The 15,103-nt window shown below is 63.3% G+C and carries 15 protein-coding genes, 1 tRNA gene and 1 riboswitch; of the genes, 8 read left to right on the top strand and 8 right to left on the bottom strand.

Annotated features, from left to right (window positions below):
* Positions 1–4 precede the first annotated feature (4 nt).
* From AMC88_RS02855 to AMC88_RS02840, 4 genes are all read left to right on the top strand, one after another.
* Positions 5–652, top strand: coding sequence for a response regulator (locus AMC88_RS02855; protein ID WP_012482572.1), 648 nt, complete (start codon positions 5–7; stop codon positions 650–652).
* Between the two features lie 122 nt (positions 653–774).
* Positions 775–1,461, top strand: a complete 687-nt coding sequence (locus AMC88_RS02850) for a S24 family peptidase (RefSeq protein WP_012482571.1) — start codon at positions 775–777, stop codon at positions 1,459–1,461.
* 11 nt (positions 1,462–1,472) lie between these two features.
* The gene (locus tag AMC88_RS02845; protein WP_064824790.1) at positions 1,473–2,186 is read left to right on the top strand and encodes a thermonuclease family protein; all 714 of its coding nucleotides are present in this window, start codon (positions 1,473–1,475) and stop codon (positions 2,184–2,186) included.
* Between the two features lie 88 nt (positions 2,187–2,274).
* Positions 2,275–2,688: a tellurite resistance TerB family protein gene (locus AMC88_RS02840; protein ID WP_004673725.1), complete on the top strand. Its 414-nt coding sequence runs from the start codon at positions 2,275–2,277 to the stop codon at positions 2,686–2,688.
* A gap of 76 nt (positions 2,689–2,764) precedes the next feature.
* On the opposite strand, the gene AMC88_RS02835 is transcribed toward AMC88_RS02840, so the two are convergent.
* Entirely contained in the window at positions 2,765–3,631 is an 867-nt protein-coding gene (locus AMC88_RS02835; RefSeq protein ID WP_029531647.1) for a transporter substrate-binding domain-containing protein, read from the bottom strand.
* Between the two features lie 620 nt (positions 3,632–4,251).
* Here AMC88_RS02835 and AMC88_RS02825 point away from each other — a divergent pair.
* On the top strand, positions 4,252–6,261 hold the full coding sequence (locus tag AMC88_RS02825) for a methyl-accepting chemotaxis protein (RefSeq protein ID WP_064824788.1): 2,010 nt from the start codon (positions 4,252–4,254) through the stop codon (positions 6,259–6,261).
* A gap of 156 nt (positions 6,262–6,417) precedes the next feature.
* Here AMC88_RS02825 and AMC88_RS02820 read toward each other — a convergent pair whose 3' ends face one another.
* Positions 6,418–6,798, bottom strand: a complete 381-nt coding sequence (locus tag AMC88_RS02820) for a VOC family protein (protein ID WP_012482566.1) — start codon at positions 6,796–6,798, stop codon at positions 6,418–6,420.
* Positions 6,799–7,159: 361 nt separating this feature from the next.
* Between AMC88_RS02820 and AMC88_RS02815 the strand changes: the two genes are divergently transcribed.
* Positions 7,160–7,441 (top strand): hypothetical protein, encoded by a 282-nt coding sequence (locus AMC88_RS02815; RefSeq protein WP_029531648.1) that lies wholly within the window; start codon positions 7,160–7,162, stop codon positions 7,439–7,441.
* Positions 7,442–7,464: 23 nt separating this feature from the next.
* On the opposite strand, the gene AMC88_RS02810 is transcribed toward AMC88_RS02815, so the two are convergent.
* Positions 7,465–7,538, bottom strand: a tRNA-Gly gene (locus AMC88_RS02810).
* A gap of 58 nt (positions 7,539–7,596) precedes the next feature.
* Positions 7,597–8,691, bottom strand: a complete 1,095-nt coding sequence (locus AMC88_RS02805) for a 2'-deoxycytidine 5'-triphosphate deaminase (RefSeq protein WP_016734868.1) — start codon at positions 8,689–8,691, stop codon at positions 7,597–7,599.
* Positions 8,692–8,763: 72 nt separating this feature from the next.
* A riboswitch (SAM riboswitch) is annotated at positions 8,764–8,842 on the top strand.
* 43 nt (positions 8,843–8,885) lie between these two features.
* Here AMC88_RS02805 and AMC88_RS02800 point away from each other — a divergent pair.
* Both AMC88_RS02800 and apaG read left to right on the top strand, forming a co-directional pair.
* Positions 8,886–10,070 carry an O-succinylhomoserine sulfhydrylase gene (locus tag AMC88_RS02800; RefSeq protein WP_012482564.1) on the top strand — a complete coding sequence of 395 codons (1,185 nt, stop codon included), beginning with the start codon at positions 8,886–8,888 and terminating at the stop codon, positions 10,068–10,070.
* Between the two features lie 207 nt (positions 10,071–10,277).
* Positions 10,278–10,670 (top strand): Co2+/Mg2+ efflux protein ApaG, encoded by a 393-nt coding sequence (apaG, locus tag AMC88_RS02795; RefSeq protein ID WP_004677057.1) that lies wholly within the window; start codon positions 10,278–10,280, stop codon positions 10,668–10,670.
* A 178-nt stretch (positions 10,671–10,848) separates the two neighbouring features.
* Here apaG and AMC88_RS02790 read toward each other — a convergent pair whose 3' ends face one another.
* The 4 genes from AMC88_RS02790 to AMC88_RS02775 all read right to left on the bottom strand — a co-directional run bounded on the left by AMC88_RS02790 (position 10,849) and on the right by AMC88_RS02775 (position 14,786).
* The gene (locus AMC88_RS02790) at positions 10,849–11,436 is read right to left on the bottom strand and encodes a hypothetical protein (RefSeq protein WP_029531649.1); all 588 of its coding nucleotides are present in this window, start codon (positions 11,434–11,436) and stop codon (positions 10,849–10,851) included.
* A gap of 116 nt (positions 11,437–11,552) precedes the next feature.
* The gene (locus AMC88_RS02785; protein WP_012482562.1) at positions 11,553–12,545 is read right to left on the bottom strand and encodes an Hsp33 family molecular chaperone; all 993 of its coding nucleotides are present in this window, start codon (positions 12,543–12,545) and stop codon (positions 11,553–11,555) included.
* Positions 12,546–12,634: 89 nt separating this feature from the next.
* The gene (gene argF, locus AMC88_RS02780; RefSeq protein ID WP_012482561.1) at positions 12,635–13,549 is read right to left on the bottom strand and encodes an ornithine carbamoyltransferase; all 915 of its coding nucleotides are present in this window, start codon (positions 13,547–13,549) and stop codon (positions 12,635–12,637) included.
* A 37-nt stretch (positions 13,550–13,586) separates the two neighbouring features.
* Positions 13,587–14,786, bottom strand: coding sequence for an aspartate aminotransferase family protein (locus tag AMC88_RS02775; RefSeq protein WP_012482560.1), 1,200 nt, complete (start codon positions 14,784–14,786; stop codon positions 13,587–13,589).
* Between the last annotated feature and the right edge of the window lie 317 nt (positions 14,787–15,103).

The following is a 15,103-nucleotide window of genomic DNA, read 5'->3' as shown; positions in this document are numbered from 1 at the left end:
TTCGATGCAGGAACAGACCATCATCATTGCCGATGACCATCCGCTTTTCCGCGATGCGCTGCGCCAGGCCGTCATCGGCATGGAAGGCCGCCAGTCGATCGTCGAAGCCGGCGACTTCGCCGCCGCGCGGACCGCAGCCGGCGCCCATCCCGACGCCGACCTGATGCTGCTCGACCTCGCCATGCCCGGCGTCAGCGGCTTTTCCGGGCTGATGGCATTGCGCGCCGAATTCGCCAGCCTGCCGATCATCATCGTCTCGGCAAGCGACGACGCAACGACGATCCGCCGGGCGCTGGAACTCGGCGCTTCCGGCTTCATCTCGAAATCCTCCGGCATCGAAGACATTCGCCGCAGCATCCAGACGGTGCTTGCCGGCGATATCGCCACACCGGAAAACTATCGCGACGGCCAGGAGCAGGACCCCGATGTCGCCGACCTGATCCATCGCCTGCACACGCTGACGCCGCAGCAGAGCCGGGTGCTGACCATGCTCGCCGAAGGGCTGCTGAACAAGCAGATCGCCTATGAACTCGGCGTCTCCGAGGCGACCATCAAGGCGCATGTCTCGGCGATCCTGTTGAAACTCGACGTCGACAGCCGCACGCAGGCAGTCATCCAGCTCGGCAAGATCAACATGGCGATGGTCGCCTGAGGACAGCCGAAACCGCCGATGGCAGGATTTTATTCCTCCTTTACCTTTACGCGCGCCACCCGGTCGGTTACACTTCGGCCGGCTGAAGCGGCCTCGGATAGGCTGCACGGAATCGGGCGCATATGCTGTCACACGAGCAGATCTGGGAGGCGATCGACAGGCTTGCCGAACGGCACGACCTGACGCCATCCGGTCTTGCGCGCCGCGCCGGGCTCGATCCGACCTCCTTCAACAAATCGAAACGGCTTTCGGCCGATGGGCGGCTGCGCTGGCCCTCGACCGAATCGATCGCCAAGGTGCTCGATGCGACAGGGGCGAGCATGGAGCAGTTTCTCGCCCTGCTGCCGCCGGGCGGCACTGCCGCAGAACGGACCGGCGAGCGCGCCCAGCGGCTGGACAGCCGGTTTCAGCCGCAGGGCGGCGCCATTCCGCTGCTCGGCTTCGCGCAGGCCGGCGCCGGCGGTTTCTTCGACGACGGCGGCTTTCCGGCTGGGCAAGGCTGGGACGTGGTCGAGTTTCCGGCTGCTCCGTCGCAGAAATCGGGCGTCTATGCGCTGGAGGTGCAGGGCGAGAGCATGATGCCGCTCTACCGCGACGGCGACGTGCTGATCGTCGAGCCCGGCGCGCAGGTGCGCCGCAACGACCGTGTCGTCGTGCGCACCCGCGAGGGCGAGGTGATGGCCAAGGTGCTGCTGCGCCAGAGCCCACGGTCGATCGAGCTGATGTCGCTCAATCCGGAACATCCAAACCGGACGCTCGATCTGTCCGACGTCGAGTGGATCGCCCGCATCATCTGGGCCAGCCAATAGGAAGATATTCCATGCGCCCTGCCGCCGTCTTCACTGGTCTCGCAGGAATGGCGGTCGTGGCCGGCCTGCTGATATCAGCAGAAGCAAGGCTGCGCGGCGGAACGGGCGGCGAGGACATGATCACCGCAGAGGCGCCAGCAACCGACACGGCGGCGCAAACCGCCCCCGAGGCAGCAGGCCTGTCGACGCCGATATCGGACGCAGATGCCGAAATCATCGCGCGCGGGGCACAACCGGCCGCTCCCTCCCCCGCCCCGGCCGAACGCGTGGCGGCCACGCCGGCCGATCCGCCGCCCCCATCCGAAACGCCCGGCGGGCAAGCGGCGGGGCCGGCCGCGAAGAAGCCGATCGAGCTGGCACGGCCAGTGGCCGAAAATGCCGGGGTGCTTTCCTTTGGCGAGCGCCGGCTTCAGCTCGCCGGCATCGGTCCGACACCGGCCGACAGGATCTGCGGGCCGGCAGGCCGGCAATGGCCCTGCGGCATGCTGGCGAAGACGGCCCTGCGCCAGCTCCTGCGCAACCGCAATCTCACCTGCGACCTCGACATGGCGGAATGGAAGGGGACGGTGACCGCCGCCTGCCGGCTCGGCGCGCAGGATCTCGGCACATGGCTCGCCGAAAACGGCTGGACCGAAGCCGAGGCGGGCTCGCCGCTCGGCGCCGTCGCCGACAAGGCGAAGCAGGCGCAGAAAGGCATTTACGGCGGCGACCCACGCCGCAAATGACGAATGTCCTGGGCGGCGCGATGCTGCCGCTCCCTTGTAAAGGCGGCCGCCAATTCCTAATCTCCGCTCACTGAAAAAGGAATCAGAGATGAACAAGCCGCTTTCCGCCCATGATGCCCTGATCTACGTGATGGTGATGGCGTCTGCCGTCGACAGCACCATGAACGACAGGGAGATGGAAAGGATCGGCCAGCTGATCGGCTTCCTGCCGGTGTTCCGGGATTTCGACGAGGACACGCTGATTTCGGTGGCGCGCGACTGCGCTTCGCTGCTCGCCGGGCCCGAGGGCCTCGACGTCGTTCTCGAAACCGTGCGCGACACGCTGCCGGCAAAACTCTACGACACGGCCTATGCGCTGGCCGTCGAGGTGGCTTCCGCCGATCTTTCCGTGAAGGCCGAGGAACTCAGGCTGCTTAGCCTGCTGCGCGACCGGCTCGGCCTCGACAAGCTCACCTGCGCGGCGATCGAGCGCAGCGCCATTGCCCGTTTCCGCAAGGGCTGATCAGTAAAGCTCTTTGTTCTTATGCATGTCGTTATCCCGGAACCGCTGCACACTTCCGGGCGACATGCATTGGGGCTCAGTAAAGCCCGTAGGGGAAATAGCGCAGATAGAGTTCCTGCAGACGGCCGCTGCGCGACAGCGCGGCAAGCGCGTGGTCGATGGCTGAGGTCAGCACGCTGTCCTTCTGCCGCAGCATGATGGTCATGCCCTCGCCGAGGAAATGTTCGGACAGATAGGGGCCGTCAAACAGCGCGCAGCATTTGTCCGAGGCCGGCGAAGAGACCCAGAAGGAAAGCTGCAGCGCATCGGCAAAGGCGGCGTCGACCTTGCGTTCCTTCAGCGCCGCAAGGAGGGCCTCCTTCGTGTCGAAGGGCTCGGCCTTCAGCGCCGGAAAAAAGGCGGCCAGCATCGCCTCGTGCACCGTTCCCTTGACGACACCGACCGGGCGCCCGGCAAGGGCGGCCGCCGTCTTGCCCTCGACGGGTGCGGCAAGATTGCGCACGAAGCGCGCCGGCAGCATCAGATAGGGCCGGGAGAAGACGAACCGCCGGCGCAGCTCCGGCGTCACCGCAAGGCCGGCGATGACGGCATCGCCCTGCGAGGCAGCAAGCGCATCCTTGAGATCGGCAAAGGGGATCGCCTGGATCTGGCACTTGTCGGATATTTCCAACTCGCCGCAGATTTCGCGGGCGAGATCGACGTTGAAACCGGAAAGCTTGCCGTTCTGATCGGTGAAATTGAACGGCGGGAAATCGACTGATGTCAGGAAGCGCAGGCGCACCAGCGACGAGAGATCGGGCCGCGCAAGACGTTCACGCGCATCGAAGAGCAGCGGCAGCGAGGGTGCTGCCTGCTGGGCGGAGGCGGCAAGGCTTGAAAAGAGCAACAGCCCGAACGCGAGAAATCCCTTCAGGGTGAGGGAGGCCAGTTTGGATTGCATTATTGTCATCCAGTCTCGGTTCAGCGCGAAACGTTGCCGCTTCGGCGAGATCTATCAGAGTCATGGCTGGCGGGGAATATGCGTGTATCCGACGCCGGAACGCCCGCCCCGTCCTTCGAGGCTCCGGTCTTTGGCGCTCCAATCCTGCTTCTTGCGCCCAACAATTGCCAGTGGCCGACCTCGCCCTTCGAGGCCCCTGCGGGGCACCTCAGGATGAGGTCGGAGAAGGCGTGGCAGCCTCCGCTGCGCATCATTCTCAGCGCGGCAATCTCCAAGGCTCCTCATCCTGAGGTGCGTAGGCCGGAGGCCGGAGCCTCGAAGGACGCGCCGCAACGCTGCTCCTTGCATGCACCCAACGCCGGCACACCCGCCTCCCCTCTGAGGCACTTACAGGGCACCTGAGGAGAGGCTCTCTGGGGTTCCGGCGTAAAACTCCTCCCTCAAAATTATGGGCGTTCTCCACACCGGCATTAGGGCGGAATTAAAGAATAGTGCCCTTTTATTTGTGCCGACGTCATCGGACCCCGCCGGCCGATCGCATGATGCACGCGTCAGCGCTCTGTTTGTAACAATTGATTTCACAGCGCCGGTGCGGCACGCCCGGCCAATCGGGTAACGTTTCCATGCTGAAGCATCTGAAAATCCGCACGAAAATCCTGTCGGTCGTGGCGCTCATGGGGCTGATCACGATGGCCGGGCTGATCTATATCATCGCCGATTTTCGCCGTGCGGACACCGCCTACAGCGCCTTCATCGATCATGAGGCGCTGGCCTCGATGCAGAGCGCACGCGCGAGCGCCTCGGTGGTGGCCTCGGTGCTGCAGGTCACGCTGCTCGCCGACATGAAGCCCGATACGCCGGCTTTCGAGACGGCGCTCGCCACGCCGAGCAAGCTGCCGCAGGCGCGCGACCGGCTGAAGCAGGCGCTGGCGCTGGTGCCGAGCCGCAAGGCGGCGATCGACGAAATTCAGGCAGGCATCGATGACATCGAAGCCCTGGCGAACAAGATCATCGAACAGAGCAAGGCCAAGGACAGCGCCGGCGCGCTCGCCAATGTCGCCCTGATGAATGCCAAGCTCAATGCACTGACGCCGAAGATGATCGCCAACAATGATGCGATGATGGCGCTGCTCAATGACGGCGGCGACGCGCTGTCGGCTTCCGTCAACGGCCGGATCAGCTTCTGCTTCCTCCTGATCGGCATTGCCGTTCTCGCCGCGATCGGCATCAGCATTGCCGTCGCACAGTCGGGCATTGCAGGCCCGATGGCGAGACTCAGGCTGCGCATGACGCGCCTTGCCGAGGGCGACACTGACAGCGAGATCGGCGGCCTCGACCGCGGCGATGAAATCGGTCAGATGGCCAAGGCCGTTTCAATCTTCCGCGACAACGCCATCGAGCGCCGTCAGATCGAGGCCCGCGCCGAGGCAGACCGCAGCGTCAGCGACGGCGAGCGCCGCGAACGCGAGGCGCAGAGGACCCGCGAGGCATCCGAACTCGACCGCGCCGTCACAGCCCTCGGCGACGGCCTGCGCCGCCTTGCCGCCGGCGATCTCGCCGCGCAGCTCGACGAGCCTTTCGTCGCCCATCTCGACGCGTTGCGCCAGGATTTCAACCACTCGGTCGAAAAGCTCAACGAGACCCTGCAGGCGGTCGGCGCCAATGCGCGGGCGATCGGCGCCGGCGCCAACGAGATCCGTTCGTCCGCGGACGAGCTTTCCCGGCGGACGGAACAGCAGTCGGCCTCTGTCGAAGAAACCGCAGCGGCGCTCGAAGAGATCACCACGACGGTGCGCGACGCCGCCAAACGCGCCGAGGAGGCGAGCCAGCTCGTCACCCGCACGCGCCTCGGTGCCGAAAAATCCGGCGAGATCGTCCGCAAGGCCGTCTCCGCGATGCGGCAGATCGAACAGTCCTCGGTCGAGATCGGCAACATCATCGGCGTCATCGACGACATCGCTTTCCAGACCAATCTGCTGGCGCTGAATGCCGGCGTCGAGGCGGCGCGCGCCGGCGAAGCGGGCAAGGGCTTTGCTGTTGTGGCGCAGGAGGTGCGCGAGCTCGCCCAGCGTTCGGCCAGGGCTGCCAAGGAAATCAAGGACCTGATCACCAATTCCGGCACGCACGTGCAGACCGGCGTCACTCTGGTCGGCGACACCGGCAAGGCGCTCGATGCGATCGTTAGCGAAGTGCAGGAAATCAACCAGCACGTCCACGCGATCGCCGAAGCCTCGCGCGAACAGTCGATCGGGCTGCAGGAGATCAACACCGCCGTCAACACCATGGACCAGGGCACGCAGCAGAACGCGGCGATGGTCGAGCAGTCGACCGCCGCCAGCCACTGCCTGGCCACGGAGGCGACAGCGCTCAACAATCTGCTCGGCCAATTCCGGCTGACCGGCACCGGCAGCTTCGCCGCCGCCGCCCCGATCGCCTCTACCCGGCCGCCGGCCGCAGCACCGCGCGCGCCCGCGCGCCCGGTGGCCAAGGCCCCGGCAATCCGCGTCGCCCGGGAAGGCACGGCCCGTCCGACCGCCTCACCGGCCCGCGCCCTCGGCCAGACCCTCGCCAACGCCTTCGGCGGCGGCAGCACGCCCTCAAAGAGCCAGGAGGCGGACTGGACGGAGTTCTGAGCATCAGACCGTCGGCACGAGGCACGAGAAGACGCGCCCTGCGAGGGGCGAGGAACAGAGAGGTTGCCGCAAATTCTCTTCTCCTCGAGGGGAGAAGAGGGAATCGAGAGGTCGCGGTATGTCCCTCTTAGCCGCGTTTACCGGCTCCCGCTCACTCTAACCCGGCCGCCAGCCCACCTCGACGAGAATATTCCCCGGCGCCGTGCAATAGAACAGCCAGCCGCCGCGCATAGCGGCCGGCGGACCGGAGAGCACGGCACCAGCGGCAACAAGTCCGGCATGGACAGTATCGACATCACCCCTTTCCGGCAGAATGAAGCCGATATGATAGGTCTGGCGGCCTATCTCCACCTGGTCGGCGGTGCCGAACTTGGCGATGGCGTGGCTGAGGACGATTTCGAGGCCGACAGCGTCCTCCAGGATCGCCAGGCCGTTGTTACCGCGCATATCCTTCAGCTTTAGGCCGAAATGACGGATGAAGAAATCCGCCGTCTCGGCAATATCGGGGACGTGAAAATCGAGATGGTTCAGGCGCATTGACAGTCTCCGTTCAAAAAAATCCCGGAACTGCCTTTTGCCGTCTCCGCACGCCGCCGGGATCCCGCATTTCCATGCGGATCTCGTCGCGGGTTCTCGTGCCCTGGGGCACGGAGCAGAGCTTCGTCAGAGCGCTTTGACGCTTAGACGGAAGGGATCGGGCTTACCTCAACCGATCCTGCCTTTTTCGACGATGCCGATCTAGCAGACGGCGCCGGTTTCGGCAATGGAAAGGCTGAAGCGGTCACGACGCTCCAGGCGATGCTTCGCGAAGGCGTGAAGGTAGAGACTGCGTTTCAACTGGCGAGCACGATGCAATCAGGAGTAAGATCACCGCTTCGGCGCATCGGAAGGGATGGACATGAAACCCGCACTCCTCGGCCTCATCGGCACCCTCATTCTTGCCGGGTGCAACAGCGTTTCCTACTATGGCGGCCCCGGCCTCGAGCCGATCCCGGGCAGCATCACCTATAACGGCCAGCCGCGCAGCAAGCTCACCAAATCGCCACCCGGCTCCAGCTTCCCGCATGATTTCATTGACCAGTACGGCCAGCAGGTGGAAGAAACCTACATCATCCAGCCCGACCGAAGCCTGATCATCGCGCATCGGCGATACAAGCCGATCCGGTTCTTTGGGGATTAGTAGGACGTTGCCCGAAGGATGGCTGGAGCGGGTGAAGGGAATCGAACCCTCGTATTCAGCTTGGGAAGCTGCTGCTCTACCATTGAGCTACACCCGCGATGCACTGAGATTTCCAACAGATGGGGGCCGCTGTCAAGTCGGCTGAGCGCAACCCGTCAGATGCGGAAGTGTTTCGAGAGTTTGAGGCCCTGGGCCTGGTAGTTGGAGCCGAGGCCGGAGCCGTAGAGGCTCGCCGGCTTTTCCTGCATGTGTTCGTAGACGAGGCGGCCGACGATCTGGCCGTCTTCGAGGATGAAGGGCACTTCGTGGCTGCGCACTTCGAGCACGGCGCGGCTGCCGCGGCCGCCGGCAGGCGCATGGCCGAAGCCGGGATCGAAGAAGCCGGCGTAGTGGACGCGGAATTCGCCGACCAGCGGATCGAAGGGGGTCATCTCGGCGGCATAATCCGGCGGCACATGCACGGCCTCGCGCGAGACGAGGATATAGAATTCGTCAGGATCGAGGATCAGCTCGTTGCGGCCGCGGCTATAGAGCGGCTCCCAGAAATCGAAGATGTCGTGCTGGTCCTTCTCGTCGACATCGACGACGGCGGTGTGGTGCTTGCCGCGGTAGCCGATCAGGCCGTCCTTGTCGCCGCTGAGATCGATCGACAGCGCGATGCCGCCGCCCGAAACATTCGGCTGCTTGCTGGCGACCAGCGTCTCGCTTTCATGCAGCTTCAACAGTTCCGGCTCGCCGAGCAGGGATTGGCCGACGCGAAAGCGGATCTGCGACAGGCGCGAGCCGCGGCGCACGACAATCGGGAAGGTGCGCGGGCTGATTTCGAGATAGAGCGGGCCGGAATAGCCCGGCGGGATCTTGTCGAATTCCTGAGCGTAATCGGTGATCACGCGGGTGAAGATATCGAGCCTGCCGGTCGAGCTCTTCGGATTGGCCGAGGCCGACATGTCGGCCGGCAGCGCCAGGCTCTCCATCAGCGGCACGATGTAGACGCAGCCGGTTTCGAGCACCGCGCCCTGAGACAGATCGATCACATGCAGGCTGAGGCGATCGAGCTTGTCCGACACAAGATGCGAGGGACCGGGCATGAAGGAGGCGCGCACGCGAAAAGCCTTGCTGCCTAAACGCAGGTCCAGGCTTGCCGGCTGGATCTGATCGCGATCCAGCTCCCGCTCGGAGTTAAGACGCCCCGTTTCAAACAGCGCGGAGATCGCGCGGTCCGCCAGAATTCCAGTATCGCGAGCCATCATGCCCCATCCATCTTTTGCGCCGACAAAACCAAATACGGGGAATTGACGCAAGCAGCTAACAGCAGTATTGCAGAATTATCCCGTGGTGATTTGGCCGGTCGGCTTGCAGCCACGTTAAACAAGTGGCTAAAAAGACCGGGTTGTGAACCGGTCTGCTTTTGCGGCCGGTTTTTTTGTTATGTGAAGGTGATGGCATGAGCAAGACCTGGCGCCCGGCAACCCAACTCGTCCATGGCGGCACGCTGCGTTCGCAATATGGCGAAACGTCCGAGGCAATCTATCTCACGCAGGGCTTCGTCTATGACACGTCGGAAGCGGCCGAAGCCCGCTTCAAGGGCGAGACGGACGGCTACATCTACGCCCGCTACGGCAGCCCGACCAACGACATGTTCGAAAAGCGCATGTGCATGCTCGAAGGCGCCGAAGACGCCCGCGCCACCGCTTCCGGCATGGCCGCCGTCAGCGCGGCGATCCTCTGCCAGGTCAAGGCGGGCGACCATATCGTCGCCGCGCGCGCCCTCTTCGGCTCCTGCCGCTGGGTGGTGGAAACACTGGCGCCGAAATACGGCATCGAATGCACGCTGGTCGACGGCCGCGATCTCAAGAACTGGGAAGAGGCAATCCGGCCGAACACCAAAGTGTTCTTCCTGGAAAGCCCGACCAACCCGACGCTCGAGGTCGTCGATATATCAGGGGTGGCCAGGCTCGCCAACCAGGTCGGCGCCAAGGTCGTGGTCGACAACGTCTTTGCGACACCGCTCTTCCAGAAACCGCTCGAACTCGGCGCCCATATCGTCGTCTATTCCGCCACCAAGCATATTGATGGCCAGGGCCGCTGCCTCGGCGGCGTCGTGCTGGCCGACAAGGCCTGGATCGACGAGAACCTGCACGACTATTTCCGCCATACCGGCCCGGCCATGTCGCCGTTCAACGCCTGGACGCTGCTGAAGGGCATCGAGACGCTGCCGCTGCGTGTGAAGCAGCAGACCCAGAATGCCGCGAAGATCGCCGATTTCCTGGCCGAGCAGAACAAGGTCGCCAAGGTGATCTATCCCGGCCGCGCGGACCATCCGCAGGCCGACATCATCGCCAAGCAGATGAAGGGCGGCTCGACGCTTGTCGCCTTCGAGCTGAAGGGCGGCAAGGAGGCGGCCTTCGCGCTGCAGAATGCGCTGGATATCGTCAGGATCTCCAACAATCTCGGCGACAGCAAGAGCCTGATCACCCATCCGGCGACGACGACCCACAAGAACCTGTCGGAAGAGGCGCGCGCCGAACTCGGCATCTCGCCGGGCACCGTCCGGCTCTCGGCCGGCATCGAGGATACCGACGACCTGATCGAGGATTTCGCCAAGGCGCTTGCCAAGGTTTCGGCCTGATCGACAGCATTGGCGGCCGGGCCTCCGGGTTCGGCCGTCCCGGCCGCGGGATCGGCGCGCCGGCGCTGCCCAAGTAAAATTAATACTGACAATTAGGCTTAACGATCAAAAACCATGCGATCACGGCTGTTTCATCGCGTTCCGTTTCTTGACGGATAGGGCCTTCTTATAAGATACGGGTAACATATCTTGACTAAGGTGCAAGGCATGTATCGCGCCCTCACAAGAGATATCGAAGTCGTCGTCGAACCATTCTATCTGGAGGAGCAATCCGATCCGGAAGACGATCGCTACGTCTGGGGTTACCGGATTGTCATCAGCAACAATTCCGGCGTCGCCGTTCGCCTTGTCAATCGCTACTGGAACATCACCGACCAGAACGGCGTGGTGGACGAGGTGACCGGTCCCGGCGTCGTCGGCGAACAGCCGCGGCTCAGCCCCGGCGACACCTATGAATATTCCTCCGGCTGCCCGCTCGACACGCCCTCCGGGCTGATGTTCGGCCATTACCAGATGGAAACGGACGAAGGCGAGCTGTTCGACGTCGACATCCCCGCCTTCTCGCTGGATTCACCGGGGCTGCTGCGCGTGCTGAACTGACGGGTTGCTTTGTCAGTTCGAACATGAAGGCAGTGCTTGCCGCATGGGTCCTCGGGTCAAGCCCGAGGACCCATGCGGCAAGCACTGCCCGTGGATGCGGCCGGTCGCGGACTTCCAGTCAGCACCAACATGGACGCCCGCGGTCGTGGATCCTCGGGCTGGCCCAATCATCAATCTACTAAAGGTCAAAAGGATCCGAGGCCTGAGTGCCTGGCTTTGCTTCGAACGGATCTTTTGATTGTGGCGGCGCCGGCTGTTTCATGACCGCATCGTTTACCGCCTTTTGGCAGGCGAGCAACTCATCCGCTGCCCTCTCGGAATCTTTCAGACCGAGGGCAACAATCTCTTTTCCGTTAAAGCGGGCGCGGAAACTCAGTTTACCAGAGAACTCCTCAATCAAGTCGGTATCGTCGGTATCGATCCACAATGATTTGAGGCCGTCGAGATCCAGACCTCTCGCATCAGCCGTCCATTGAGTTTGGTCTAACGAGAGTTCGATGGGATAATGCTTACCTTTCTCCAAGGATTTCCAGTTCGGATTTCCGAGCAGAATGTACAGAGGTTTGTCCTTTTTTCGGAAATTGAAGCCAAGGCGAAAAATGGTGTCGTCATCAAAGGAGGTCAGAACAAAACAGCCATCGTCTAAAGTCGGGTCGACAGCCACGGTCCAGCCCCCGACCTCTTTCCATTGGATTGCCTTATCATCAGCCAAGCCAATTTGTGGCATCGCAGCCATGAATGCGACGACGAAATAAAAGATACGCATGAAGTCCCATCCCCGAACCAGTTGGATAAATGGTGCACAGTGACTACCAAAAGTCGAGTCACCGTGCTGCATCATCGCTAATCTTTTGTATTTGTTGTGTGCGTGCTCAACCGAGCCTACTCGGCCGGCTGAAGCTCGGTCGGCTCGAAGCGGTAGGTGGTCGAGCAGAATTCGCAGGTGACTGCGATTTCGCCGTTTTCCTGGCTTTCCTCGATCTCTTCGGCCGAAAAGCCCTTCAGCACGCCCTTGATCTTGTCGCGCGAGCAGCTGCAGCGGTCGAAGACGGCGCGCGGTTCGTAGACGCGCACGCCGCGCTCGTGGAACAGTCGGAACAACAGCCGTTCGGTGCCGACAAGCGGGTCGGTCAACTCATCGGCGTCGATGGTCTCGACCAGCGAGCGGGCTTCGACCCAGGCGTCGTCCTCGCCATGCGGGCGGTCGCCGTTATCGCCGTCGCCGCCGTGGAGATCCGGGTGGCGCATGCGCTCGGGTGCTTCCGGCAGGAACTGGGCGACGAGGCCGCCGGCCCGCCAGCGATGGCGCGGCTTGCCGGCATCGTCGCGATCGAAGAGCTCGGCCGCGGCCAGGCGGACGCGCGTCGGGATCTGTTCCGACTGGCGGAAATAGACACCGGCAATCTCCTCGAGCGAGGTGCCGTCGAGCGCGACGATGCCCTGATAGGGCTGCGCGAACTTGCCCTGGTCGATGGTGAAGGCGAGCACCCCCTTGCCGAGCAGCTGCTCCGGCTCGGTTTCGCCGGCTTCCACCGCCTTGGCAAGCAGCGCCTGATCGAAGCGGGCATAGGCGCGGACATTTTCCGGCGTCGAGAAATCGGCGACGAGAAGATCGACCGGGCCATCGCCCTTGGTCTGCACCGTGAACTTGCCGTCGAATTTCAGCGAGGTGCCGAGCAGCACCGTCAGCACGACGACTTCGGCCAGCAGCCGCGCGACGGGGGTGGGATAATGATGGCGCTCGAGGATCGCATCGAGCATCGGGCCGAGCTGGACGGCGCGACCGCGCACATCCAGACCCTCCACCTGGAAAGGGACGACATGGTCATCGCCGGCGAAATCGAACTGGCCGAGGGCGGCTGCAGCTTCTGCCATGGCTTTACTCCTAGTTTTCAGAGCGAAGGGTCAGGGTGCCCTTCGCTCGCGCGGCCGCACGTTGTTCGCGAGCGGCGTCCGATTATGGTTCAGATCGCGCCCAGGCACCAAGCTAGAATCGACTTCTGCGCATGAAGGCGGTTTTCCGCTTCATCGAAGACCACGGATTGCGGGCCGTCGATCACCTCATCCGTCACTTCCTCACCGCGATGGGCGGGCAGGCAATGCATGAACAATGCATCGCTGCCGGCCTTGGCCATCAAGGCCGCATTGACCTGATAAGGCTGAAAGACGTTGTGACCCCGGGCCCGATGTTCCTGATTCATGGAGACCCAGGTATCGGTCACCACGCAATCGACGCCTTCGACCGCACGGTCGGCATCATGGCAGAGCATGATTTCGGCGCCCTCATTGCGGGCCCAGTTCAGATAGTGATCCTTGGGCTCCGAACCAAGGGGTACGGCCATGTTCATGCGATAGCCGAACCGCGCGGCACCTTCGACCAGCGAATGCAGCACATTGTTGCCGTCGCCGGTCCAGGCGATGGTCTTGCCCTTGATCGACCCGCGATGCTCTTCGAAGGTCATGATGTCGGCCATGATCTGGCAGGGGTGGGTATCATCCGTCAGCGCATTGATCACGGGCACGGTCGCATGTTCGGCAAGCTCCAAGAGCCTCGAATGCTCGGTGGTGCGGATCATGATCGCATCGACATAACGCGACAGCACCTTGGCGGTGTCGCCGATCGTCTCGGCGCGGCCGAGCTGCATTTCGGTGCCGGATAGAAACAGCGTTTCGCCGCCGAGCTGGCGCATGCCGACATCGAAGGAGACGCGGGTGCGCGTCGACGGCTTTTCGAAGATCATCGCCAGCATCTTGCCGGCGAGCGGCTTGTCGCCCTGGCCGGCCTTGAAGGCCTGCTTGCGAACGAGCGCGTCGTTCATGATGGTTCTGAGGTCGGCCGATGTGACGGCCGAAAGATCGAGGAAATGTTTAGGAGCCATGTTCTTACCTGTCGTGCGCCCGAAAGCGCCAATCCCTTCAAGCCGTTTTCTTGACCTTGGCGGCGCGGATGCTCTCGGCGGCGCGTTCGAGGCGGGCGAGGCCCTCGCGGGCTTCCTCGGCGGTGACGACGAGCGGCGGAAGAAGGCGGATTACATTGTCGCCGGCCGGCACGCCGAGCAGATGCGCGGCGCGGATCGCCTGCAGCAGCTCGGCCGAGGGAACGGCCCCCTTGACGCCGAGCAGCAGGCCCTCGCCCCTGATATCCTCGATCACATCGGGATAACGGTCCTTCAGCGAGGCAAGCCCCTGGCGGAAGACCAGCGCGACGTCGCGCACCTGCTGGAGGAAGCCGTCGGCGAGAATGACATCGAGCACCGCGCTGCCGACGGCCATGGCCAGCGGATTGCCGCCATAGGTCGAACCATGGGTGCCGGCCTTCATGCCGGAGGCGGCCTCGGCGGTGGCAAGGCAGGCGCCGAGCGGGAACCCGCCGCCGATGCCCTTGGCGACCGCCATGATGTCGGGCGCGATGCCCGACCATTCATGGGCGAAGAGCTTGCCGGTGCGGCCGACCCCGGTCTGGACCTCGTCGAGGATCAGCAGCAGGCCGTTTTCGTCGCAGATCTGGCGCAGCGCCTTCATGAACTCGGGGGTGGCGGGGCGCACACCGCCCTCGCCCTGCACCGGCTCGATGAGGATTGCCGCCGTCGCATCGGTGATGGCGGCGCGGACCGCTGCGATATCACCGAAAGCTACCTGATCGAAACCCGGCGCCTTGGGGCCGAAGCCTTCGAGATATTTCTCCTGGCCGCCGGCGGCGATCGTCGCAAGCGTGCGCCCATGGAAGGCGCCTTCGAAGGTGATGATGTGGAAGCGCTCGGGGTGGCCCTTGGAAAACTGATAGCGGCGCGCCGTCTTGATCGCACATTCGAGCGCTTCCGCACCTGAGTTGGTGAAGAACACCTTGTCGGCGAAGGTGGCGTCCGTCAGCCGCTTGGCCAGGCGCTCCTGGCCGGGGATCTCATAGATGTTGGAGAGGTGCCAGACCTTGTCGGCCTGCTCCTTCAGGGCGGCGACCACATGCGGATTGCTGTGGCCGACCGAGGTGACGGCGACGCCGGCGCCGAAATCGAGATAACGCTCGCCGCCTTCGGTGATCAGCCATACGCCCTCGCCTCGCTCGAACCGCAACGGGGCACGAGAATAGGTGTCATACAGCGGCGCGGCTTCGGCCATGGCGCGGGTCTCCCGATCAGCGTTGTCAATCACCGGACTCCGGCTAAGAAAACCAGGCCCGAAAAATCAAAAATGCCGCCTTGCGGCGGCGACCAGCACTATTTCCTTTTCGCGCTGCAATGTCAACAAAACTGCGCCCTTAGCGCATGCAGCAAGCGTGTACAGCGGCATTTTCGGCCTTCAACAGGCATTATTGCAGAAATGACACGCAGGGGCAGCAAGTTGGGGAAAACTCGGAATTCGATTCATCCGGATTCCCGCGACTCTTGTCACGGAGTCAGCCTCACACTAGGTTAAAGTTCAATTACTAGACTGCA

Origin of the sequence: Rhizobium phaseoli (assembly GCF_001664385.1) — a bacterium.
Taxonomy (GTDB): domain Bacteria; phylum Pseudomonadota; class Alphaproteobacteria; order Rhizobiales; family Rhizobiaceae; genus Rhizobium; species Rhizobium phaseoli.
The sequence above is the reverse complement of the archived record's forward strand: the minus strand, read 5'-3'. Positions and strand labels throughout refer to the sequence as shown.

Coding starts and splice junctions, on each gene's coding strand:
- AMC88_RS02855 (WP_012482572.1), top strand. CDS start 5: ATGCAGGAACAGACCATCATCATTGCCGATGACCATCCGCTTTTCCGC.
- AMC88_RS02850 (WP_012482571.1), top strand. CDS start 775: ATGCTGTCACACGAGCAGATCTGGGAGGCGATCGACAGGCTTGCCGAA.
- AMC88_RS02845 (WP_064824790.1), top strand. CDS start 1,473: ATGCGCCCTGCCGCCGTCTTCACTGGTCTCGCAGGAATGGCGGTCGTG.
- AMC88_RS02840 (WP_004673725.1), top strand. CDS start 2,275: ATGAACAAGCCGCTTTCCGCCCATGATGCCCTGATCTACGTGATGGTG.
- AMC88_RS02825 (WP_064824788.1), top strand. CDS start 4,252: ATGCTGAAGCATCTGAAAATCCGCACGAAAATCCTGTCGGTCGTGGCG.
- AMC88_RS02820 (WP_012482566.1), bottom strand. CDS start 6,798: ATGCGCCTGAACCATCTCGATTTTCACGTCCCCGATATTGCCGAGACG.
- AMC88_RS02815 (WP_029531648.1), top strand. CDS start 7,160: ATGAAACCCGCACTCCTCGGCCTCATCGGCACCCTCATTCTTGCCGGG.
- AMC88_RS02805 (WP_016734868.1), bottom strand. CDS start 8,691: ATGATGGCTCGCGATACTGGAATTCTGGCGGACCGCGCGATCTCCGCG.
- AMC88_RS02800 (WP_012482564.1), top strand. CDS start 8,886: ATGAGCAAGACCTGGCGCCCGGCAACCCAACTCGTCCATGGCGGCACG.
- apaG (WP_004677057.1), top strand. CDS start 10,278: ATGTATCGCGCCCTCACAAGAGATATCGAAGTCGTCGTCGAACCATTC.
- AMC88_RS02790 (WP_029531649.1), bottom strand. CDS start 11,436: ATGCGTATCTTTTATTTCGTCGTCGCATTCATGGCTGCGATGCCACAA.
- AMC88_RS02785 (WP_012482562.1), bottom strand. CDS start 12,545: ATGGCAGAAGCTGCAGCCGCCCTCGGCCAGTTCGATTTCGCCGGCGAT.
- argF (WP_012482561.1), bottom strand. CDS start 13,549: ATGGCTCCTAAACATTTCCTCGATCTTTCGGCCGTCACATCGGCCGAC.
- AMC88_RS02775 (WP_012482560.1), bottom strand. CDS start 14,786: ATGGCCGAAGCCGCGCCGCTGTATGACACCTATTCTCGTGCCCCGTTG.